Here is a 20,515-nt window from a genome sequence, read left to right as displayed (position 1 = left end):
ATGGAAGATAGTCCGTTGATCATAGGATCACGTTCATTTAGTTCACGACTATTAGTGGGCACTGGAAAATATAAGGATATGCAGGAAACTGACTTAGCAATCCAAGCCAGTGGTGCTGAGATCGTTACTGTTGCAATCCGTCGCGTAAACATTGGTCAAAATCCAGATCAACCTAACCTACTCTCAGTGATTCCACCGGAAAAATACACCATTCTTCCCAATACAGCTGGTTGCTTTGATGCCAATAGTGCCATTCGCACTTGTATGCTCGCACGTGAACTTTTAGATGGTCACAATTTAGTCAAGCTTGAAGTATTAGGTGATGAAAAAACGCTTTATCCTAATATTACTGAAACCTTAAAAGCTGCAAGAACATTGATCGATGATGGTTTTGAAATCATGGTTTATACCTCTGATGATCCTATCGTCGCGCAAGAACTTGAGAGTATGGGCTGTGTCGCTATTATGCCTTTGGGGAGTTTAATTGGTTCTGGTTTAGGTATTCTTAATCCACATACCATTTCTATCATCAAAGAAAATGCCAAAGTCCCTGTATTGGTGGATGCTGGGGTTGGTACAGCTAGTGATGCTGCTATTGCGATGGAATTAGGTTGTGATGGCGTACTCATGAACACTGCAATTGCTGCTGCACAGAATCCGATTCTAATGGCTTCTGCTATGAAAAAAGCCGTTGAAGCTGGACGCGAGGCTTATCTTGCTGGTCGTATGCCACGCAAACGTATGGCAAATGCAAGCTCTCCAGAAACTGGATACTTTTTTAAATAAAAAAAACCCACTTTTTAAAGTGGGTTTTTTCTTAACTCACTCGACGATACAAAGGATCATCCAATCCATCAATTTTGATAAAGTTAGGTAAATCTTTTATTCTTTCAATCCAAGCGCGTACGTTTGGATAAGGCTCTAGAGAAATATCACCCATAGGTGCTAACGCGACATAGACAAACACTGCGATATCCGCAATAGTTGGTCTATTATTCGCTAACCATTCACGGTCTTTGAGCACACCATCTAAAATAGCCAAAGATTTGTGACCACGTATTTTCGCCTCTTTAAATGTTTGCTCAGTACTTTCTAATCCCAAACCATTGTATGGACCTTTGAAAGACAATATCGCGCGTGCCGTGAAAACCCCGAATTGCACCCAACTGGCAGCAAAGGCAAGCCAATCTAAAATTTTAGCTTGTTCTACTAAATCTTCAGACCACCATGTGTTTTTATATGAATATTTACCTGCTAAATACACCAAAATTGCGGCAGAATCAGTTAAAACAATATCGCCATCTACTAATGCTGGCACTTCGCCTTTAGGATTAATTTTTAAAAATTTCTCACTATGCTGTTCATCACTGAAATAATCTAGTTCTACAATTTCAAGATCCACTTTCAATAATGCTACTAACAGACGTACTTTATAACTGTTACCTGATTCGTTGTAAGAATATAATTTCAAACTCATTTTTTAGTCCAACGATTTAAATACAAAATATAAATATCAGATTTAAATCAGCAACTTAAATAATGTTTAGTTCAAAAAATATCATGAATAACGATATCTTATTTAATGAATTACCACTGAATCTGAAACGAATTATGATGAAAAATTTGTCTTTTTAATGCTCTCTATTTCTGAAAAATATTTGTGAAATTTCTTTGAAAATTTTAGAGTAAAAAAAGAGCCTTTCGGCTCTTTCTCGAAACAAACGGAACGAAACCTTACCTGTTAAGGAATCAATCCTTCATCTCGCATCGCAATCTGTACAGACTGACGCTCTGCAACTTTATTGCGTATATGAATAATATTTTTATAATGACTCAAGTCATGTTCAATATGATTAGACCAATTGGTGAGTACAAATAAGTACGCATCTGCAGGTCCAAAATTATCATCTACCAAATAATCATTATTAGATTCACCAATGGTTTTATCAATGAAAGTCAGTAAACGATCAACTTCGGCATACGCTTTTTGTTTAGCATCTTCCGTGAGTGGTGCACCAAAAAACACTGCATAAGCATCGTGTAATTCAGAATTTAGATAACCAAGCCACTCCAGTACTTTTGCTCGACCTAATCCAGAAGGTGGAATTAAATCTTGAGCAGGATCATGCTGTGCCAAAAATGGTAAAATTGCGACATTTTCCGTTAAAATTAAGCCAGGATTAATTTCTAGCGCCGGCACATAGCCTTTAGGATTAATTGCGAAGTAATCTTCGCCTTTTTCAGTGGTATGAGTTTTAAGATCAACACGAACCAAATCAAAATCAACATTAATTTCATTTAAAATAATATGCGCTGCGAGTGAACATGCACCTGGCGAATAATACAACTTCATACTTTTTCCTTGTTATCTAACTACTATCATTTTTAAATTGCTTCACGCTTTTTTTCAATAAGAACTGTTTTTTAAATTGCAAGCAAGCGTAAACATCGATGATCTCCTTATGAATATTGTGCAGATTGAATTAATTTTCAAGCTTTTTTCAGCTTTTATTTGTGTGATGTTTTACCATAGCGCTGCTACATCTTTGTGAAAGGCAAATTGTGATTTATTTAAAGAAAGATCAGTGGTTTTCTAACATTCGAACTGACGTACTTGCAGGCTTAGTCGTAGGCTTAGCTTTGATTCCAGAGTCAATCGCATTTTCGGCGATAGCTGGCGTTGATCCTCAGGTAGGTCTGTATGCCTCATTCTGTATAGCTGTTACGATCGCCTTCTTTGGTGGTAGGACTGCTATGATTTCGGCTGCTACAGGTGCGATGGCGCTGCTGATGATCACTCTTGTTAAAGAACACGGATTACAATATTTATTGGCAGCTACGATTCTGACAGGTGTAATTCAAATTATCGCTGGATATCTCAAAGTCGCAAAACTCATGCGTTTTGTTTCCCAGTCAGTGGTCTATGGTTTCTTAAATGCTTTAGCGATTCTCATTTTTATCGCTCAATTTCCAGAAATTGCTCAAATGAATAGCTTAGGCTATATATTTTTAGCGATTGGTTTATTGGTCATTTACGCATTTCCCTATTTACCCAAAATCGGAAAAATCATACCATCGCCATTAGTGTGTATTATTGTACTCAGTGTATTGGCACTTCTACTTGGCGCTGACATGAGAACAGTTAGTGATTTAGGTGCATTCCCAGATACCTTACCTGTATTTTTAGTTCCTGAAATTCCATTCAATCTCGACACTTTACTTATTATTTTACCGTACTCTCTCACGCTCGCCACAGTTGGTTTGCTTGAGACCATGATGACTACGACTGTGATTGATGAAATGACTGAGTCTGAAGGAGATCGTCATCAAGAATGTCGCGGTCAAGGGATCGCGAACATGGTAAGTGGCTTTATGGGGGGGATGGCTGGATGTGCAATGATCGGGCAATCCATCATCAATGTCAGCTCAGGTGCAAGAACAAGATTATCGACATTAGTGGCTGGTGTTTTTTTGCTATGTCTCGTGGTCTTCTTTAAAGATTGGTTGGCTTATATTCCTATGGCTGCTTTAGTCGCCATTATGATCATGGTCGCGTTCACGACATTTAATTGGGATTCAGTAAAAAATTTCCGCAAACATCCCGTGCAAAGTAATGTTGTCATGCTTACTGTCGTGATGATTGTTCTTGCAACACATAACCTTGCTCTAGGCGTATTGATTGGTGTAATTCTGTCAGCCCTATTTCTCATTAATAAACTCGAGAGTGAAGTAAAAGTTCAATCTGAATTAGAAAATCACGTGCGCTACTATACGGTGAAAGGTCAAATATTTTTCAGTAGCGCAGAAATTTTTTATGCATTTTTTGATTTCAAAGAAGATATCAAGCAAGTAGAAATAGATCTCAGCTATGCTCATATTTGGGACATCACTTCTGTCAATATGTTAGCGAATGTCGTAGCTAAATTTGAAGCTCAAGGGACTCAGGTACGTGTGATTGGTTTAAACCAAGCGAGCGTAACATTGATAGAACGTATCTCAAACACTTAAAAAAAGAGCCAAATGGCTCTTTTTTTTACTGCTAAGTTTTAGGAATAGTTTCTGCGTCTCCAACCAACCAAGGCTAACAGGCTTAATCCTAAAATGGATAGCCAGTTCAACGAACCACCACCTGACTTAGTGTCACGCTGTGGCTGCTCAGCATTTGTTGAGCTGTTGAGCTCTAAGTCGACAATCACTGGATCATGATCAGATGATCTAAATGCATGATCAGCATAAAAGAGCGACTTCTGCTCTGTAGTCTTAAATTCTTCGTTATAATCTAGATTCGTTGGCTCATCAGCGTTGATGTGCCATACAAATGCACGCTTAACCGCAGGAAATAACGAAGCATCAGCTAAAGCATGATCCAAATTACCGGCTCCACCAAATCCAGCTTTGTTACTGTCGACACCAAATACATAGGTATACGCCTGTTCGCCGAGCCCTACAACTTTGTCCGCCAGTACATTCGTATAATTAGCACGCTCTAAAGCCAAGATAGGATCTTCTTTTGCATAACTGTTTAAATCTCCAATCAAGAGCGTATTCGGATGACCTGTAATTTGCATTGGATTCTTTGCAATCCACTGCATGAGTTGTTGTACCGCTTTAACTCGTGTCGCATTCCAACACCCCTGACCATCACCTTGATCCGCATCAGCAGATTGATCATTTGAAGGACAACTTCCTTTAGACTTCAAATGATTCGGAATAACCGTAAAGATTTTACCGCCACTCACTGGTTGAAAACTTTGAGCAAGGGTCACTCGATTTCTTTGTGACTGGTCATCAAACACTGCAGCAGCGTTAACAGGTTTTACACGCTTACTGTTGTAAATAATCGCAACAGCAATCGCATCATCACCTAATCGATTTGAATTTGGCGGAGTGATATATTTCCACTCCGATCCAAGTGCTCGTGTTAAATATGCAATCGCACTATTTTCACCATAACCATTATTCGCAATTTCCATTAAACCAAATACATCAGCATCGATTTCTTTCATTGCACTGACTATTTTGGTATGTTGCTTCTCAAACTCAGCTTTGCTGCTAGCACCTCGCTCAGTTGGAAAACCATTTAAACCATTATCATAGTTCAAAACATTGAAAGCCACGACACGGGTTTGGTTTGAATTTTTCTGAATCATTGGTGGCCGCGGGTTATTGGCTTTAATTTGGATTTGAGTACGACCTTGTACAGGTTGAATACGCCAAGAATTAAATCGATATTCTAGAATACCCTCAACAGCATTTAACTGATCACCTGCACGTAGGGTATTTAAAGCACTAAACTGACTTGGCAATGTAGGCGTTAAATTTTGTGCATTATATCCATCATCAAGTTCAATTTTGGACAAAAGATTTTTTTGCGCCAATGCCGTTGCTTCTGCTGATTTAGCTGGATAAATATTGGTCGGCATAAACAAACGTCCTAGACTTAATGACAGTTGTCCGTAGCGACCATAATTGTAATTTTCACTTACCGTTAATGTTTGAGGTATTTTAACCAACATACCTTGATAACGCTTTGGCGCATGCCCTGAAGCGTTAGTTAAACTCTCAAATGGTAACTCGATTGATAATGGCGTTATCCAAGCGCTTGCCGCTTGATTACAAGTTAAAATATTTTCGGATAAATTATCAATCTGTAACTGATTTTGATATTCAGTTAATCGACCTTTAAGAACGACTTCTTCTCCGACTTTTCCTCCTTTTATAGGACTTGAAGCAGGAGCATATACAAAAATCGCGTTAGTTAGATCGGGTTTTGCTTTGGCATCAGGGGTTTGGATATAGAAACCTGAGAATCCATTCGCATAACGATAATCCGCAGTAATCACCCCCTTCACAGTATAGTTTTGATTCTTAGCTGCTTGTGAGAGTTCAGCGATAGGTGTATTCGCAGAGTTACAACTTAGAGTCGTCGGAGATGGCTCTATTGGTTCATTTGTACTAATCGCTAAATACTGGTTAAAAGCATTGCGATCCGACCATTTAGCCCACTCTTTTTGAATTTCAAAGGGTGCAGATGGATCTATCGAAACGACATCATGTGTTTTCTTTGTACGTTCAAAGCTTAAACCGGTTGCCCAGTTTTGCTGCATTCCAATCGCACCAAAACGGTCGACAGCCACATTGTTTTTATAGAGAACAATTGCATCATCGCCATTAAATGAAAGGTTAGCAGTTTGCTGAACAGCTTCACCCAATTCAGTTTTTAAATTTGAATGTCCAATTAAAAAGTGCTGCTGAGTTGTTAAAGTTCCTTGCAGCTTGACCATCAAATTCGCAGTGGTTTGACCATTCGGAAATATTTTTAATTGATATGCGGATAAATCAACAACACCTCCATCTGGATTGTATAGTTCAATACCTTTCTTGTTATTATTACCATCCACATACTGGCTGATCATGAGTTCAGCATACGGCGTTGAACTAAATCCGATCATACATAAAGATAATATGAGTTTATTCATTTTAAGTCTTATTCATTGTTCATATTATTTTCCAAGCCTAGTGTACAGGCATGACAAGTAGATGAACAATTCATGACATTTTGAAAAAGTTCATGAATAGATCGACAAATCATTGATAGCTACGTAGCGCTTTCAGGTAGAAAAAGGTTTGACTTAGGAGTCTCAGGTCTTAAAATACCGCATTCGAATTTTTTCTCATTTGCCAAAGTTATGTCGAACGATCAATTAGACCCGCAAGTTGTAGAATTAGACAACTTGAACGAGCATCGCGAAATTGTCACATTTATGCGCCGTTCATCTCCGTTGAATACTTCTCAACGAACTGCGCTTAAACAATATGGTCACTTAATTTTGGAATATCCTGTTGGTGATTTACGTCAGCAATTTGAGCATCCTGAACGTCCATTGACGGTTGAAATCGGTTTCGGTATGGGGCGCTCTCTTGTACTTATGGCAAAAGCCAATCCTGAACGCAATTATGTCGGCATTGAAGTACATGTTCCTGGCATTGCACAATGTGTATATGAAGCGGGTATGGCTGGTTTGACAAACTTACGTTTACTTGATGCGGATGCAATTCAAGTTTTGCGTGAAATGCCAGATAACAGTATCAATGCAATTCAACTTTATTTCCCCGATCCTTGGCAGAAAAAACGTCACCATAAACGTCGCTTTGTCTCACACGATCGTATGCCTTTAGTTGAAGAAAAACTTGAAATGGGTGGAACATTCCATGCTGCAACCGATTGGGAACCCTATGCAGAATGGATATTAGATGTATTAGATAACCGCCCTCGTTTAGAAAATATGGCGGGTAAAGGTAACAGTTATCCTCGTCCTGACTGGCGTCCTCAAACTAAGTTTGAACGTCGTGGAATTGAAGAAGGCCATAAAATTAACGACTTCTTATTTAAAAAGATTCAATAATAAAAAAACAGGACTTAAGTCCTGTTTTTTTATTCTGATTGTCTTTTATAAATTTGATCACTCACCACACTATACACTTGGCTTAAATCCGTACGTCCAGCCTGCGCCAGCATCTCTTGATGCATATGGATAATGTTTTGATCACCACGCATCGCTGGACCAGTTTGCACCTGTTTTGGGGGATTTAAAGTCGCTTTTTTCGCAGTTTCCAAAATCAATGGGTACAATAAATTAAAATCGACTTTTTGTGCATCTACAAGCTGCTTAGCGACGTCATAGCAGTAGTTGGTAAAGTTACACGCGAAGACAGCTGCTAAATGCAAACTCAAGCGCTGTGTTGAGTCATATTGATAAACCTTTTGACTCAACTCTTTTGCCATTTGAGTCAAGGATGCTAAATCCTGGTCGCTCATCGCTTCAACAAATATTGGCGTACTCAACCAATCAATTTGACTTTCAAAGCTAAAGGTTTGTAGTGGATAGAACACACCTGCACGCTCATGATATTGCGTGATTTTCGAGATATGTGTACTGCCAGACGTATGTACAATTAAAGCCTGAGGAAGCTGTTTTGCAACTTTTTCAGCAACTTCTTCAATTGCCTTATCACTCACCACCAATAATGCAATATCAACAGTGTCTTCGAGATCTTCAATTGCATTGCATGGTCTAGCTCTTACTAAAGCCGCCAACAAATTGGCTTTAGATTGCTCTCGACTAAACACTTGGACAATCTCATGATGCTGACTCAATACCTGAGCCAAATGATGAGCTACGCGCCCTGCTCCAATCACACTAATACGCATATCGCTTCCACATATATTCTGTATACCTAAGCATGCCGATAAAAAAGGAGCGAATCAATTCGCCCTTTTGCTATATTGTAATGAATTAATTAAACACATTGTTTAGGTACACAATTCTCTCATTGGTCTTTTGAATGAAACATTTAGAATATTGCATCTCAACATTTATTTGATTCATTTCATTGTCCCAATATTGATAATGTTGCTGATAAGTTTCGCGTTCTTTTTCTGGGATACTTTCAATTGACTTTTGAGAGACCACTTTACAATCCACGTCACGACGTTCGAACCATTCAGTTTGATCGCTCTTTAGCTGTTCTTTTTGTTCGCCGCTCAAATTATCCCAAGTTAAATTAAGTCGCTCGACAGCTCGTGCTTGCTCTTTATCTAAATCAGATTTTCTCAATTGCATGGCTTTGAGTGCCAAGGCCTTTTGTTTTTGTTGTACTGCCTCATATTCTTCGTAAGCTTTTGATTCATTCTGATTTGCTTTACGAAATGCTTCAAATTGAACAGCATATCTCGTCATACTTGCAGCAATATCTAACAATGCATTATCAGGTTGCACACTTAGCATTAAACCTTCTTTATCTGTCTTGATAATCTCATAATTCAAAGTGCCTGTGAGCTTATCTTGCCCATAACTGATATTGCCATGAACATCATTAATCCAATGTTGGAGCGTATAACTACCTTCGTCATGTTCACATTCATATTCGCAAGGTTTTTCAAGGTATGCATTTTCAGCACGACGTTGAAGCCCCTTCGGCAGGTGGATAACCAACTGGCTTGAACACGTCAGTTTGTTTGTTGCATTTGAAGGATCATTCGTTGTTGTAATCGACTTGAGTTCAAATCTAAGCGATGAGTTGATTTGGGAAAGTAATTTTAAATCTGACTCATACTGATCTGTTGCTTTTAAACGACGATCTAAAATGTTGTTATATTCCTGTTGCGCAAAGCGTTCAATTTCTTTGACATTCGTAGGAGAAGTACAACTCCAATCAGCAATTTCTACATTCTGTGAGGTGTCTTTGCTTTTCTTATTCAGATCACAACCTGCAACGAAGATGGTAGAGATAATCAAAGCCAATTTAATCTTATACGTCATTTTTTATACCGCATATTTATAATTTTGACATATTTAATCAAATTAAAAACAACAACTCCATCACATTTTTATTTTTTTAAAATTTGATGCGTAAAAGCTAATGCTCAACAACCCTGTTTAATCAATGCCTAACTTAGAGTGAAAATTTTTTGCTGTAATTCAGATGTTCGACTAATCGCCATATTTGTTTCGCAATTCAATCGAAAAACTTCAGGATTATCGGCGCCTTCACTATTAAATTTGCATTCTAAATTACGCTTTTTTGCCCACAGTTCTTGCTCGTATTGTATTTTTTGGCGTGCTTGAAGTGAAGCTCTACTCCATACAGAATTTAGATCTTCATTGGCTTGATCTAATTTAAGTTGTGCTTCAGCAATAAGAATGGATTGATAATCATCTGAGGTTTTATTTTGGTGATTTAAAAGTGCTTGTTTCTTTTGACGATCTAACGCTAAAGCCGTCAAACGTGAAGGTTTTAAATGGGCATCTATTAGAACTTTTTGCATAAAGCTGGTGAAATGTAGTGCATTCACCAATTGTACAGTTACTTCATGCTCTGAAATTCGTACACTATAATTTAACTCAGTAGAAATCTGATTGTTCTCAAAGTTTAATTGAGAAAGTGCAGCTGATTCTAAAACATTTGACTCTCGATTTAATGCGCGCGATACATCAGCATCCGTCAGATAATTTGATGGTAGTTCAGCAGTGACTCTTGCTGTACACATCTCGTCTGATCAGAGGATCTCATTTTCTTTATTTTATCAATGTTTTCAATTTTAAATTGAACTGGTTTCAAACTACGCTGTAAGAGTTGACCATCTATAATAACTTGATCATTTTCTATAATACTTTTGAGTTGAGTCGCTGAGATATTCGCGATGTCTTTATGGATGACTTGTTCGAGTTTTAATTGCACTTCAGGTTGATCACAACGATTAAAAGCATACATGATTGAATACACTTGTTGGCATCCTGACAACACACCAACCATACACAATGTGGTCAATGTTTTCATCTGAAGTTTCATGCTACTCCCCCAATCATGCTCAAGCTCTTAATACCAAACCTCATTAGTTTTTTTTATTCTTCTTGAAGCTCTCAGTTAAATTTTATTAAAAAATACAGATCTTCATAAAATATACTGAATCATGAATTATTCAATCATCCATAATAAAAAAGGCCGATATTAATCGACCTTTAAATGATTGAATTCACATTATTTTATGAAAGTACGAATTACCTTACCTTTGACTTTTTGATTAATCAACGGTGTATTTTTACCTTGAGAAATAATAGAAGATTTATCAAGTGTCCATTCCAAATCTGGATCAACCAGCACCCATCCAGCCTGTGCTTTCCATGTCTCAGTCATTTGTGCAACAGCAGCTGGCGCACTCGTTACTTTTTCAACCCACTCTAATGGACTAAATAAACCTTCTTCAATCAATTTGATTCCAAAAGGAACATATGAATCAAAAGCAGTAAAACCTGGCAAAGTCTCTGCAAAAGGTGCCATTTTTGCAGAACTACTGAGTGGTTCATGATGCGTACAAATCGCGTCAATCACTCCAGATTTCACTCCCTGACGAAGTAACTCTTTATCAGATTCTGAGCGCAAAGGTGGACGTACATGTGCCAAGGAATTGAATCCATCAATTAAAGATTCCGTAAGATGTAACTGATGCATTGCAACATCACACGTGACTGGCAATCCTTTTTCCTTCGCGATACGTATTAACTCAACCGAAGCACCACAAGACAGTAATCCGAAGTGTGCGCGGACTTTTGTCGCCTCTATCATTAATAGATATTTTGCGATCGCGACCGTTTCTGCCAAAGCAGGAATCATTGGTAAACCTTGGCGTGAAGCAATAAAGCCTTCATGCACACAGCCATCTTTCGCAATTTGAGGCTCTTCAGCATAGAATACGACAGTTAAATTCAAACCTGCAGCATATTCAAGCGTACGAAGCACCACATCGTCATTCGCAAAAGGTGCATTTGCATTTGATACAGCTGTACAACCACCTTTTTTTAAACCCGCCATATTGGCAGGTTGATTTCCTTGAAGCCCTTGTGTTTGTGCACCAATCACTTCAAGGTAAATCCCACCATCTAACATTGCCTTTTCAACAAGACCATGAATTAACGCACCATTGTCCTGAACGATAGGTTTTGAATCTGGTGGGGTAAATACATGTAAAATGCCATTTTCACGTGCTGCTTTACCTTCAGATTTCAACGTTCCATGCTGTTGTTGACCTGGCTCTCGTAAACGAGCACACAAATCAACCATCGTTGGCATCAGCCATTTGCCTTGCCCATCGATGCTCTCATGAACCTCTGAAGTCGCTTCGATGCGTTTTCCATCTTGAATAAAAATAGTTTCTATTTGATCAGTTTGAGCAATTGGATCTAGGACGCGTACATTTTCGACTTTAACAATAGACATGACTGATTCCTTATACCGCAACTGCTTCAATTAAACCTTGTTCTTGTAACTGACCCTGCATCGCCAGAGCGAGAACTGCCATACGCACCGCAATACCATTGGTCACCTGATTCAAAATCACTGATTGAGGACCATCTGCAATACTTGAATCAATCTCAACACCACGATTCATCGGCCCTGGATGCATCACGATACAATCAGGTTTGGCCAAAGCCAAACGCTCTTTGTTCAAACCATACATTTTGTAAAATTCAGCTTGTGAAGATAATGCAGGAGAATCAATACGTTCATTTTGAATACGTAAAGTAATGATGACATCACAATCCTTAATCCCAGCTTCCATATTGTTAAATAGGCGAACACCTTCACCATATTCATCAAAGCCATAAGGAAGTAACGTATTCGGCGCAATCACACGAATATCTTTACAACCTAATGTTTGCAATGCAGCCACATCAGAACGTGCAACACGTGAATGTTTAATATCCCCAATGATCGCAATGGAAATATCTTCAAATTTTTTATTGGTTTCACGGCGAATTGTAAGCATATCCAACATTGCTTGAGTTGGATGCGCATGACGTCCATCACCCGCGTTGATAATGGCAACAGTTGGACAAACATCCTTCGCAATAAAATGTGCAGCACCTGATGAAGAATGTCGAACCACAAAGATATCGGCCGCCATTGCTTCTAAATTCCACAGTGTATCTCTCAGTGTTTCGCCTTTTGAAGTACTTGAGCGAGCAATATCAATATTGAGTACGTTGGCAGAAAGACGTTTTGCCGCTGCTTCAAATGTCGTTCGTGTACGTGTCGAATTTTCGAAAAACAGATTCATTACCGTTTTGCCTTCAAGCAAATTATTGGTAATGAGCTGATTTTGGTCATTAAAAAAGGACTGTGCAGTGTCCAATATTTTTGTAAGAGTTTCTTTTGAAAGGCCTTCGATGGTGAGGAAGTGTTTGAGATTCCCATCTTGGTTGAGTTGAATCTGGCTCGGTGTATGCAATGCAGCGAAGTGCATGAGAGATTCCTTATACGTTAAGTCAACGTATTATACAGATTCTAAAATGATTTGGCAGTGACCCACACCGCAGCTGATCAATAACTAACTTAATCACGACTTATGGTGTTTCATAAAAATTTTCAAAAACTTAATTTAACCAAAAGCATTTGATTGAAATCGTCTAAATCCTTAAAAATAAGGCTCATAACTCCTAGATAAAAGCTTGTTTATCTTTATTTTCATACATATATTCAATCAAATTTCCCTGAAATAGTGAGTTAGATTTTAAAAATAGAAATTTCAACAAATGATCTACTCATGGTTTTATGGATATGTTAAAAAATGAGTGAGACACATCTGTATAGCAATCACGATTAAAAGACTTCCCATCACCCTATTCAAAATTCTTGCTCGATTTGCCACATTAAGAAACTGAGCCAATTTTTCCCCTGCATATCCCCAAAGCCATAAAGAGACATAGCAGACCATAAAATAAATCAAAACAAAAAGCGCTAAATAAACACTATTCTCTGAAGCTGAAAATAGGGCTGTACCTGAAACGGCGGCAATCCAAGCTTTTGGATTCAGCCACTGCATTAACGCACCTTGCGTAAAATTTGGAATCTTCTCTAGATCTTTGTGATCTGTTCGATTTTTTTCGCCTTTAGCGCTTAAAATATTCCAGCCAATCCAAACCAATAGAGCCGTTCCTAACAGCGCAATAGCATCCAAAAGAACCGGATACGATAAAATAATCTGATATAGACCAAAGCAAACTGCTGCAAGTAAAGCAGTAAATCCAATGGTTGCACCTGAAATAAAAGCAAAAGTTTTTCGAACACCAAAGTTCATACTGCTACTGAGAATAGTTAAATTAACAGGTCCAGGAGAGATAGACATCGATAATGAAAAAGTAAACATAGAGAAAATTAAAGCCAGCATATTTTTATCTTTTAGTGTTTTTAGTTTTATGAGGCTATATCAACCAGTTTCAATCAATCTTTAAATTTAAATTATTTTTAAAATGGTTGTATCAGCGCATTAAAGCAGTTTTAAAATCAAAAATAAGTTAAAATACGCGATTGCTTTATTTGTCTTTGGGAATGTTCATGAATTCTAAACCTCGTCTTTCTACATATTGGGTTACCTGTGCAGATGGGCTTGAAACCTTACTTCAAGAAGAAATTGAAGGTTTAGGAGTACAAAACGTTGAACGTTTCCCTGGGCGATTGGTTTTCAAAGGTCAATTGGCTGATGCCTACCGGATTTGTATGTGGTCTCGTCTTGCATCACGTGTTTTGACGCCTATCCATACGTTTGAAGTTGAATTTACTCACGATGCACGCGATGTAGCTGAAGAACTCTACGAAGGTGCAAATAGTTTTGACTGGTCGCTTATTTTTGCACCTCAAAGTACATTTGCTGTGCGTTTACATGTCGAACGTGAGATCAAAGTCAACAGCCAATTCGCCACCTTACGTGTGAAAGACGGTATCGTAGATTCCTTCATGGAGGCTGTCGGTAAGCGTCCAAGCATCGATATCAAACAACCAGAAATAACCATATACGCTTTGGCTGGTAAAAAAGAACATACTTTCTGTTTAGATTTGTCTGGCGATTCATTGCATAAACGTGGCTATCGCCACTATATGACTGATGCACCGATCAAAGAAAACTTGGCTGCAGCCATTCTTCAACATGCAAAATTAATTGAAAATAATCCAGATATTGTTCTTGATCCAATGTGTGGTTCAGGAACATTCATTATTGAAGCTTTAATGATGTTAACTGACCGCGCGCCTGGTTTGGTTCGTCGTTTTGGCTTTAATGGCTGGAATGGTCATGATCATGATCTTTGGATGCAAATTAAAGGTGAAGCTGCGGAACGTCACAAGGTTGCCTTAGAAAAACCGCTTCCAAAATTCTATGCCTTTGATGCAGATTGGGAAGCAGTAAAAGCAACCAAAAATAATATCCGCGCTGCAGGATTTGAGGCATTGCTAGATCAAATTCAAATCGAAGAGCGCACCCTTTCTGATTGGCCAGATTTTAAGGCAGAAGGTAAATCTGTGGTCGTTGTCACTAACCCACCTTATGGTGAGCGTCTTGGGGATAAAGGCTCTAGCCGTTCATTCTATCTTGGTCTATCTGGCTTACTTCAAAAGAACTTTGCCAACCAAACTGCCGCAGTTATTGCAGCTCAAATTGAACAAGCAGACGTGTTGGCATTTAGCGAAACTCAAACGCTTCGCTTAATGAATGGTAAGCTACCTATTTATATTCGCTCAGGTAAGATTAAGCCACCTGTTGTGACACAACCTTTCTTAGCCAATTGGCAACCACTTCAATTCGATAAAATTGAAGGTGCTGAAGATTTTACAAATCGTTTGCAAAAGAATATGCAGAATTTGAAAAAATGGGCTGTAAAAGAAAATATCTATTGTTTGCGAATTTATGATGCTGATCTACCAGACTTCAATGTCGCTGTAGATCTATATGGTGACCGACTGCATGTTCAAGAATATGCCCCACCAAAATCAATCGATCCTGAAAAAGCGAAAAAACGTTTTAATCTTGCTTTGCAAGCAATCCGTGCTGTCACAGGTTTGGGCCGTGATGCCATTTTTATCAAGACTCGTGCTCGTCAGGAAGGTAAAAACCAATACACCAAACAAAGTACTGCCTCTAAACGCTTTATCGTTCAAGAAGGCAAAGCGAAAATTTTGGTTAACCTCACAGATTATTTGGATACTGGCCTTTTCCTCGATCATCGCCAAATTCGCTTACGCATCGCTGCTGAAGCGAAAGGTAAACATTTCCTTAATCTATATAGTTATACCTCAACTGCAAGTTTACATGCTGCGTTAGGTGGTGCTGCGAGCACGACCAGTGTCGACCTTTCAAATACTTATTTGAACTGGTCTAAAGAAAACTTTGTCTTAAATGGTTTAACGGTTGATCATGCCGACCAACAACACCAGTTCTTTGCCAGTGATTGTTTTGAATGGTTAAAAGAAGGTCATGAACAATATGACTTAATCTTTATCGATCCGCCAACGTTCTCGAACTCTAAAAAATTCCATGGTACGTTTGACGTTCAACGTGATCACTTATCCCTGATTAAGCGTGCAATGAATCGTTTAACCACTGGTGGTACACTGTATTTCTCAAATAACTATCGTGGTTTTGAATTAGATGACGAAATCAAAGCGTTCTATGACATTGAAGAACTCACCCATGAAACAATTGGTCTAGACTTTAAACGTAATACTAAAATTCATCGTTCATGGAAAATTAGACACCTTCAAGCCTAATGACTAGAGAGCTTGACCAATAAAAAAAGGGCAATTCGTTTGCCCTTTTTTATTTTCTTAAATTTTTTGAAGGTGAATATTCCTTTGTCACAATAATGGTTGGATCTGTTGAAACATAGACAGTACGTGGTAGCGTATCATAAGGATAATACGTCAGTGGTTTAATGGTTTTGCTAATCTGCTCAGGATCTGCTTTTTTGCTCAATTCAAAATCAGAAACTGCATTTGAAACCAATTGCTTCTGATTAAATTCTTCTGCTTGAGTCTGAGCCAAATATTGTTGATTCTGTATTTGTACCTCAGCGCTCTGTGATACTTCTTTTTTTAATTCTTGTACTAAATTTTCATTCAAATTCTGATCAATCACTTGCTGTTCGATGAGTTCAGATTCATCTAATTGCTGTGCAGTTGTCCATTGGAAACCACACATCAGCATGCTAGAAATTAAAATTGACCGTCGAAAAGTAACACTTATAAATTCCATTTTTTATCTCGAGAATTATTATTGTAATTTTATTTATATATTTATTAATTACAGCTAATCAAGTGCGTTCACCCGCATTCCGATGAACGCACCATATTCTTAAATACGACTCACTTCAAAGTAAGAGTATTTAGAACGATCAATCACGTCATAGGGTTTACTTTCATAACTATGAAGCGTGTGAACTGCTTTCATTTTATGTGATGAACACTGCTCTAGAACTTGCTTACGTGGGTCATTCTCAACCACAGTCACACAAAATGATGTTTTACCCTGAGCCTTCACTAATGTGTTGACATTGGTCAGCATAAACTTTAGTACGTCTAACGCACTTGGATCACAGAGGAAACTATGCGTCATGAGATAATCAAAGGATTGCCCTTCTTTGGGAAGCGTTAACTGTCCAGTAATACGAGCATAAGTGTTATAGACAGGTTTTAACAGTTTTAACGTTGTAGAATAACTCGCCACTTTAGTTTGTTTGAAATCTTTTTGATCCCACAAACCAAATAAACCTACGATTTTATGATCTGAATTGAGCACTAAATGAAAGTCTTCTAATCTCAGCCCATACCAAAAAGGATGATTAGCTTCCAATAACTGTCTAAAGTCATAATCAGGTAAAAAATTATAATGGGAAGCCATTTCTTGTATAAAACCATTGACCGCATCAATCTTATCTATGGTCATTGTTTCAAGGCGAAGTTCAGCAGACTGCTTAAACTTAGGCACCTTAGAAATGGTAAAAGTGGTCATCGAATCAAAGATATAAGGTAAAGCATATCCTTCTCTTTCACGATGCATCATATTACGAGCTACTTTATTATCTTCTAAAATCACACTTTGAAAGATAATTTCACGAGGGAAACATTCAAAAATGTATTCCATAAATACATTAAACGCTTTTTTACCCCGAGCTGTAAGTTTGATTCGTAAATCTGATACATAGCGTAATTGTTCAGTGACGCCATTGATCCAATACGATTTCCAACCGATGTTCATCATGGCAATAATTTGATCAGGCTGATCTTGATGTACGACAACCAAAATTTCAGGCTTATTATATTGTGCATGTGTAGCCCGAAAATAACTCGGTTTCCGCTCAAATGAAATCACCATACCGTTACTCGGCATACTTTCAGAAATCAGCTCAATCAATTGAGGATCATCTTGCTCCGCAGCATAACGTAGATAAAATTCAGGCGAGGTTTTTGATCGATATAGTAAATTTTGCTCTGTCATTTTTAAATTCTTAAATAAATTTCATTTTCTTCAACGGTTCTGGCTTGATATTCCCCTCAATCATGCCATTGCGCATTGCGATTGTCTTATATTCATGCCATGCATCTTCCACATGCATCACGTGTGCTTCATCCAATTGCCCTAAATTACGTGCCAATTCATAGTGAAAATTTTGTTTTAGCAATTGATCTAACTGTTGATCGGACGGCTGCCCACTCACACTACCCTCAGAAAGCAAAACATAATAAGGTTTCGATTCGGTCTGTTCTATACCGAGTAAACTAATGGGTAAAAAACCGTTTTGTTTAAATGTATCGATCACACTCAAAGCAACAGATTGATCAATCTTTTCTCCGACCAAATCAACTGTCATCTTTCGACCGAGAAATTTAAAGCACGGAATGCCCTGATAAAAAGAATCAACCAATAATTCATCATCAATAATGTAGCGTTTTAGGCCAGACCCTGTCGTAATAATCGGACTCACGATTTGACCTGGTTTAAGCTGCCAAGCAGGGAAAATTTGCTGAGTATCTAAATCTTGAAACTCATAAAAATGAGCTTGATACATCAAGGGATAATGATCATCTAAAGGTATAGTCACTACGCCTTCAGTGGCCCAAAGCCCTTTACCTTCAAAACTTACACCCTTAATTTTGGTTTTTAAAATTTGTGCCCAGTGCTGAGCGCTTGCGGTATCCCAAGATGAAATTAAAAATAGCTTTGGCCACAATTTTTTCCAACAAGTCGGATCTTCCAAATCTAATTGTTCTAGAATCTGGCTACGTTTTACTGATTTTTTGATTTTTAAAAAATCTAAACTTTGACGACTCCACTGACCAGTCGATAAAACCTCAACGATTTCACTCTTATTTTCTTGGATAATTTCGATCAGTTGCAGTGCAAAAGTTGGGCTCCACACTGAAATCATGCCGAGATTTTCATCTCTGACTAAATATACAGCCGTAGCGAACATCGCATCTTCAGCAGTTTCTGCCAAAGCAATGTCAGCAGGGACTGCTTGCGTAATTTGAGTTAAAATTCGTTTTGAAAAAGAAAGTAAGGCACTATCATCATTTAAATTATGAGTGGTCGTCAGTTGACGCTGGCTTTCAGGCAACCAAGATACAGACCAATAGTGTGTTGTACGTTTTAGTTCAGGATAACGACGATATAAACTCGTGAGCCATAAACCAATCGTCTGATCTATTTCACTTAAAAATTGTTGGGTATAAGGAATAAATTTGAGTGCTTCACTTGAACCACTTGTAGGCTGGAATCGGATAATTTTACTTTTATTAAGTAAATTTACGCCTTGATTACGTGATGCTTCAACTTTCTGCTTCCAATCAGCATAACGTGTTACTGGAAAGTGTTGAGCAAACGACTCATATTCCATCTTTGGATCATCACATATAACTTTTAATTTATCACGCTGAACTTTTTCCAATTGATCAGCGTATTGATAAAAGTCTTTAAATGATTTTTTACAGGCCAAATTTAAAACTTGATGAGCTGCAAATATCACAGACATTAGGCCACCTTAGAATCTTGATCTTGATCTTTGGTTTGAGCCGATTTAGATAATTTATCTTTATTCAGATTCGACTTATTTTTTTTGAGCGATGATTTTTTCACAAACCTTACCGCTGTTTGCAAAATATCAACCCAACGCAGCTCACCAATACACGGTAATTCAGTACCTTGAACCCAAGATGGATTGCATTCCTCAAAAAACTCGATTTTACGATTTTTCTGGCGCATTTCTTCTGTTATTGGGGCCACATCAGGTTTCAGACACTGATAGTTTTCTCCAAAATCAATCAGCTTTGATTCATCATCATAGTATTCTGCAAAATACTCACGACAATATGCTTCAACATAATCTTTTAAATATTCATCTTTATTTTCTGGATTTGGATAATAGTGATAATAATTATTTGCAAGAAGTAAGTAGGTCTTAAAGCCCTTTGAGATCAGCATCCAATAGATCGGTACACCCGTATGACGTAATTTGAAGGTCATTACATAACGGAACATCGCACGTTGTAATGCTCGACTACCCCAATACGCCTCCTCAATAATGGTATCACCACTAAAAAAAGCATGGGCAGTTTTACCGTTCACGGTAAAATTTCGCTCCATTACAGTTGAGAAACCCACTAAAAAATCTTTTTTGGGTTCTCGAATGATAAACACACCAGTCTTTTCCAAAAGGTCTCTTTCAAAAATTTCAAAGACTGTATTTGAATAATAGTTACTGTAAATATTGAACATCTTTTCAATATCACGAGGTTTTAAATCTTTTACCTTAACAAACTCACTATAAGGTTCTTTTTTTAATTTTCGGAGTCGTTTTAATTCTAGCATATTGAGAGATGGATCCGGAAATTTGAACAACTCCTATAAGTGATATTCTGCTCCTCAAATGATGTTATAAACATCAATATATGGAGTATTTTATGGCACGTAGACCAAGAAGAAATCATTCAAACGACTTTAAAGCTAAGGTAGCACTTGCTGCGATCAAAGCAGAAAAAACACTTGCTGAATTGAGTTCTGAGTTTGATGTTCATCAAAACCAAATTATTGACTGAAAAAATCAATTGATCTCAGCTTCCTCGCAAGCTTTCGATCAATCAAAAGCTCCATCAGAACCCCCCATTGATCTTAAAAAGTTACATGCAA

At 37.9% G+C, this 20,515-nt stretch carries 18 protein-coding genes and 1 pseudogene; 5 read left to right on the top strand and 14 right to left on the bottom strand.

Features of this window, described 5'->3' with window-relative positions; all coding sequences use genetic code 11:
* Positions 1 to 786 (top strand): thiazole synthase, encoded by a 786-nt coding sequence (locus AC1M9D_RS01700; RefSeq protein ID WP_092766137.1) that lies wholly within the window; start codon positions 1 to 3, stop codon positions 784 to 786.
* 31 nt (positions 787 to 817) lie between these two features.
* Here AC1M9D_RS01700 and AC1M9D_RS01695 read toward each other — a convergent pair whose 3' ends face one another.
* Positions 818 to 1,477, bottom strand: a complete 660-nt coding sequence (locus AC1M9D_RS01695) for a glutathione S-transferase family protein (protein ID WP_481589794.1) — start codon at positions 1,475 to 1,477, stop codon at positions 818 to 820.
* A gap of 264 nt (positions 1,478 to 1,741) precedes the next feature.
* Positions 1,742 to 2,353, bottom strand: coding sequence for a glutathione binding-like protein (locus tag AC1M9D_RS01690; protein ID WP_180027603.1), 612 nt, complete (start codon positions 2,351 to 2,353; stop codon positions 1,742 to 1,744).
* 209 nt (positions 2,354 to 2,562) lie between these two features.
* On the opposite strand from AC1M9D_RS01690, the gene AC1M9D_RS01685 reads away from it, so the two are divergent.
* Positions 2,563 to 4,008, top strand: coding sequence for a SulP family inorganic anion transporter (locus tag AC1M9D_RS01685; RefSeq protein WP_481589793.1), 1,446 nt, complete (start codon positions 2,563 to 2,565; stop codon positions 4,006 to 4,008).
* Positions 4,009 to 4,046: 38 nt separating this feature from the next.
* Here the strand turns inward: AC1M9D_RS01685 and AC1M9D_RS01680 are convergent, their stop codons facing one another.
* A complete protein-coding gene (locus AC1M9D_RS01680; RefSeq protein WP_481611372.1) occupies positions 4,047 to 6,479 on the bottom strand; it encodes an ExeM/NucH family extracellular endonuclease in 2,433 nt (810 codons plus the stop codon).
* 210 nt (positions 6,480 to 6,689) lie between these two features.
* Between AC1M9D_RS01680 and trmB the strand changes: the two genes are divergently transcribed.
* Positions 6,690 to 7,406, top strand: coding sequence for a tRNA (guanosine(46)-N7)-methyltransferase TrmB (gene trmB, locus AC1M9D_RS01675; RefSeq protein ID WP_481611371.1), 717 nt, complete (start codon positions 6,690 to 6,692; stop codon positions 7,404 to 7,406).
* Positions 7,407 to 7,435: 29 nt separating this feature from the next.
* Here the strand turns inward: trmB and AC1M9D_RS01670 are convergent, their stop codons facing one another.
* The 7 genes from AC1M9D_RS01670 to AC1M9D_RS01640 form a co-directional block, all read right to left on the bottom strand.
* A complete protein-coding gene (locus AC1M9D_RS01670; protein WP_092766132.1) occupies positions 7,436 to 8,212 on the bottom strand; it encodes a Rossmann-like and DUF2520 domain-containing protein in 777 nt (258 codons plus the stop codon).
* Between the two features lie 85 nt (positions 8,213 to 8,297).
* On the bottom strand, positions 8,298 to 9,323 hold the full coding sequence (locus AC1M9D_RS01665; protein WP_481611370.1) for a lysozyme inhibitor LprI family protein: 1,026 nt from the start codon (positions 9,321 to 9,323) through the stop codon (positions 8,298 to 8,300).
* A gap of 128 nt (positions 9,324 to 9,451) precedes the next feature.
* Positions 9,452 to 10,051, bottom strand: a complete 600-nt coding sequence (locus AC1M9D_RS01660; RefSeq protein ID WP_481611369.1) for a lysozyme inhibitor LprI family protein — start codon at positions 10,049 to 10,051, stop codon at positions 9,452 to 9,454.
* A complete protein-coding gene (locus AC1M9D_RS01655) occupies positions 10,006 to 10,353 on the bottom strand; it encodes a hypothetical protein (protein WP_481611368.1) in 348 nt (115 codons plus the stop codon). Before AC1M9D_RS01655 ends, AC1M9D_RS01660 begins: the two co-directional genes overlap by 46 nt.
* Positions 10,354 to 10,542: 189 nt before the next feature.
* A complete protein-coding gene (locus tag AC1M9D_RS01650) occupies positions 10,543 to 11,778 on the bottom strand; it encodes a dihydroorotase (protein WP_481611367.1) in 1,236 nt (411 codons plus the stop codon).
* 10 nt (positions 11,779 to 11,788) lie between these two features.
* A complete protein-coding gene (locus AC1M9D_RS01645) occupies positions 11,789 to 12,805 on the bottom strand; it encodes an aspartate carbamoyltransferase catalytic subunit (protein ID WP_035265895.1) in 1,017 nt (338 codons plus the stop codon).
* A gap of 306 nt (positions 12,806 to 13,111) precedes the next feature.
* On the bottom strand, positions 13,112 to 13,729 hold the full coding sequence (locus AC1M9D_RS01640; RefSeq protein WP_481588426.1) for a LysE family translocator: 618 nt from the start codon (positions 13,727 to 13,729) through the stop codon (positions 13,112 to 13,114).
* Positions 13,730 to 13,896: 167 nt separating this feature from the next.
* Between AC1M9D_RS01640 and rlmKL the strand changes: the two genes are divergently transcribed.
* Complete coding sequence (gene rlmKL, locus AC1M9D_RS01635; protein WP_481588427.1) at positions 13,897 to 16,101, top strand: bifunctional 23S rRNA (guanine(2069)-N(7))-methyltransferase RlmK/23S rRNA (guanine(2445)-N(2))-methyltransferase RlmL; 2,205 nt, start codon at positions 13,897 to 13,899, stop codon at positions 16,099 to 16,101.
* A gap of 49 nt (positions 16,102 to 16,150) precedes the next feature.
* Here the strand turns inward: rlmKL and AC1M9D_RS01630 are convergent, their stop codons facing one another.
* From AC1M9D_RS01630 to AC1M9D_RS01615, 4 genes are all read right to left on the bottom strand, one after another.
* Entirely contained in the window at positions 16,151 to 16,585 is a 435-nt protein-coding gene (locus AC1M9D_RS01630) for a hypothetical protein (protein WP_481611366.1), read from the bottom strand.
* 99 nt (positions 16,586 to 16,684) lie between these two features.
* Positions 16,685 to 17,827, bottom strand: coding sequence for a GNAT family N-acetyltransferase (locus AC1M9D_RS01625; RefSeq protein WP_481611365.1), 1,143 nt, complete (start codon positions 17,825 to 17,827; stop codon positions 16,685 to 16,687).
* 10 nt (positions 17,828 to 17,837) lie between these two features.
* On the bottom strand, positions 17,838 to 19,361 hold the full coding sequence (locus tag AC1M9D_RS01620; RefSeq protein WP_481611364.1) for a GH3 family acyl-acid amido synthetase: 1,524 nt from the start codon (positions 19,359 to 19,361) through the stop codon (positions 17,838 to 17,840).
* Positions 19,361 to 20,197 carry a hypothetical protein gene (locus AC1M9D_RS01615; protein WP_481588431.1) on the bottom strand — a complete coding sequence of 279 codons (837 nt, stop codon included), beginning with the start codon at positions 20,195 to 20,197 and terminating at the stop codon, positions 19,361 to 19,363. Before AC1M9D_RS01615 ends, AC1M9D_RS01620 begins: the two co-directional genes overlap by 1 nt.
* 80 nt (positions 20,198 to 20,277) lie before the next feature.
* On the opposite strand from AC1M9D_RS01615, the pseudogene AC1M9D_RS01610 reads away from it, so the two are divergent.
* Positions 20,278 to 20,515: pseudogene (locus AC1M9D_RS01610) on the top strand (transposase); the annotation flags it as partial.

The organism is Acinetobacter sp. ANC_7682 (genome assembly GCF_056779795.1).
Note: the sequence above shows the minus strand (reverse complement) of the source record. Positions and strands in the feature narration are given on the sequence as shown.

Excerpts from the sequence above, each read along its gene's own strand:
- AC1M9D_RS01700 (WP_092766137.1), top strand. The coding sequence starts at position 1 with ATGGAAGATAGTCCGTTGATCATAGGATCACGTTCATTTAGTTCACGA.
- AC1M9D_RS01695 (WP_481589794.1), bottom strand. The coding sequence starts at position 1,477 with ATGAGTTTGAAATTATATTCTTACAACGAATCAGGTAACAGTTATAAA.
- AC1M9D_RS01690 (WP_180027603.1), bottom strand. The coding sequence starts at position 2,353 with ATGAAGTTGTATTATTCGCCAGGTGCATGTTCACTCGCAGCGCATATT.
- AC1M9D_RS01680 (WP_481611372.1), bottom strand. The coding sequence starts at position 6,479 with ATGAATAAACTCATATTATCTTTATGTATGATCGGATTTAGTTCAACG.
- trmB (WP_481611371.1), top strand. The coding sequence starts at position 6,690 with ATGTCGAACGATCAATTAGACCCGCAAGTTGTAGAATTAGACAACTTG.
- AC1M9D_RS01670 (WP_092766132.1), bottom strand. The coding sequence starts at position 8,212 with ATGCGTATTAGTGTGATTGGAGCAGGGCGCGTAGCTCATCATTTGGCT.
- AC1M9D_RS01665 (WP_481611370.1), bottom strand. The coding sequence starts at position 9,323 with ATGACGTATAAGATTAAATTGGCTTTGATTATCTCTACCATCTTCGTT.
- AC1M9D_RS01660 (WP_481611369.1), bottom strand. The coding sequence starts at position 10,051 with ATGTGTACAGCAAGAGTCACTGCTGAACTACCATCAAATTATCTGACG.
- AC1M9D_RS01655 (WP_481611368.1), bottom strand. The coding sequence starts at position 10,353 with ATGAAACTTCAGATGAAAACATTGACCACATTGTGTATGGTTGGTGTG.
- AC1M9D_RS01650 (WP_481611367.1), bottom strand. The coding sequence starts at position 11,778 with ATGTCTATTGTTAAAGTCGAAAATGTACGCGTCCTAGATCCAATTGCT.
- AC1M9D_RS01645 (WP_035265895.1), bottom strand. The coding sequence starts at position 12,805 with ATGCACTTCGCTGCATTGCATACACCGAGCCAGATTCAACTCAACCAA.
- AC1M9D_RS01640 (WP_481588426.1), bottom strand. The coding sequence starts at position 13,729 with ATGCTGGCTTTAATTTTCTCTATGTTTACTTTTTCATTATCGATGTCT.
- rlmKL (WP_481588427.1), top strand. The coding sequence starts at position 13,897 with ATGAATTCTAAACCTCGTCTTTCTACATATTGGGTTACCTGTGCAGAT.
- AC1M9D_RS01630 (WP_481611366.1), bottom strand. The coding sequence starts at position 16,585 with ATGGAATTTATAAGTGTTACTTTTCGACGGTCAATTTTAATTTCTAGC.
- AC1M9D_RS01625 (WP_481611365.1), bottom strand. The coding sequence starts at position 17,827 with ATGACAGAGCAAAATTTACTATATCGATCAAAAACCTCGCCTGAATTT.
- AC1M9D_RS01620 (WP_481611364.1), bottom strand. The coding sequence starts at position 19,361 with ATGTCTGTGATATTTGCAGCTCATCAAGTTTTAAATTTGGCCTGTAAA.
- AC1M9D_RS01615 (WP_481588431.1), bottom strand. The coding sequence starts at position 20,197 with ATGCTAGAATTAAAACGACTCCGAAAATTAAAAAAAGAACCTTATAGT.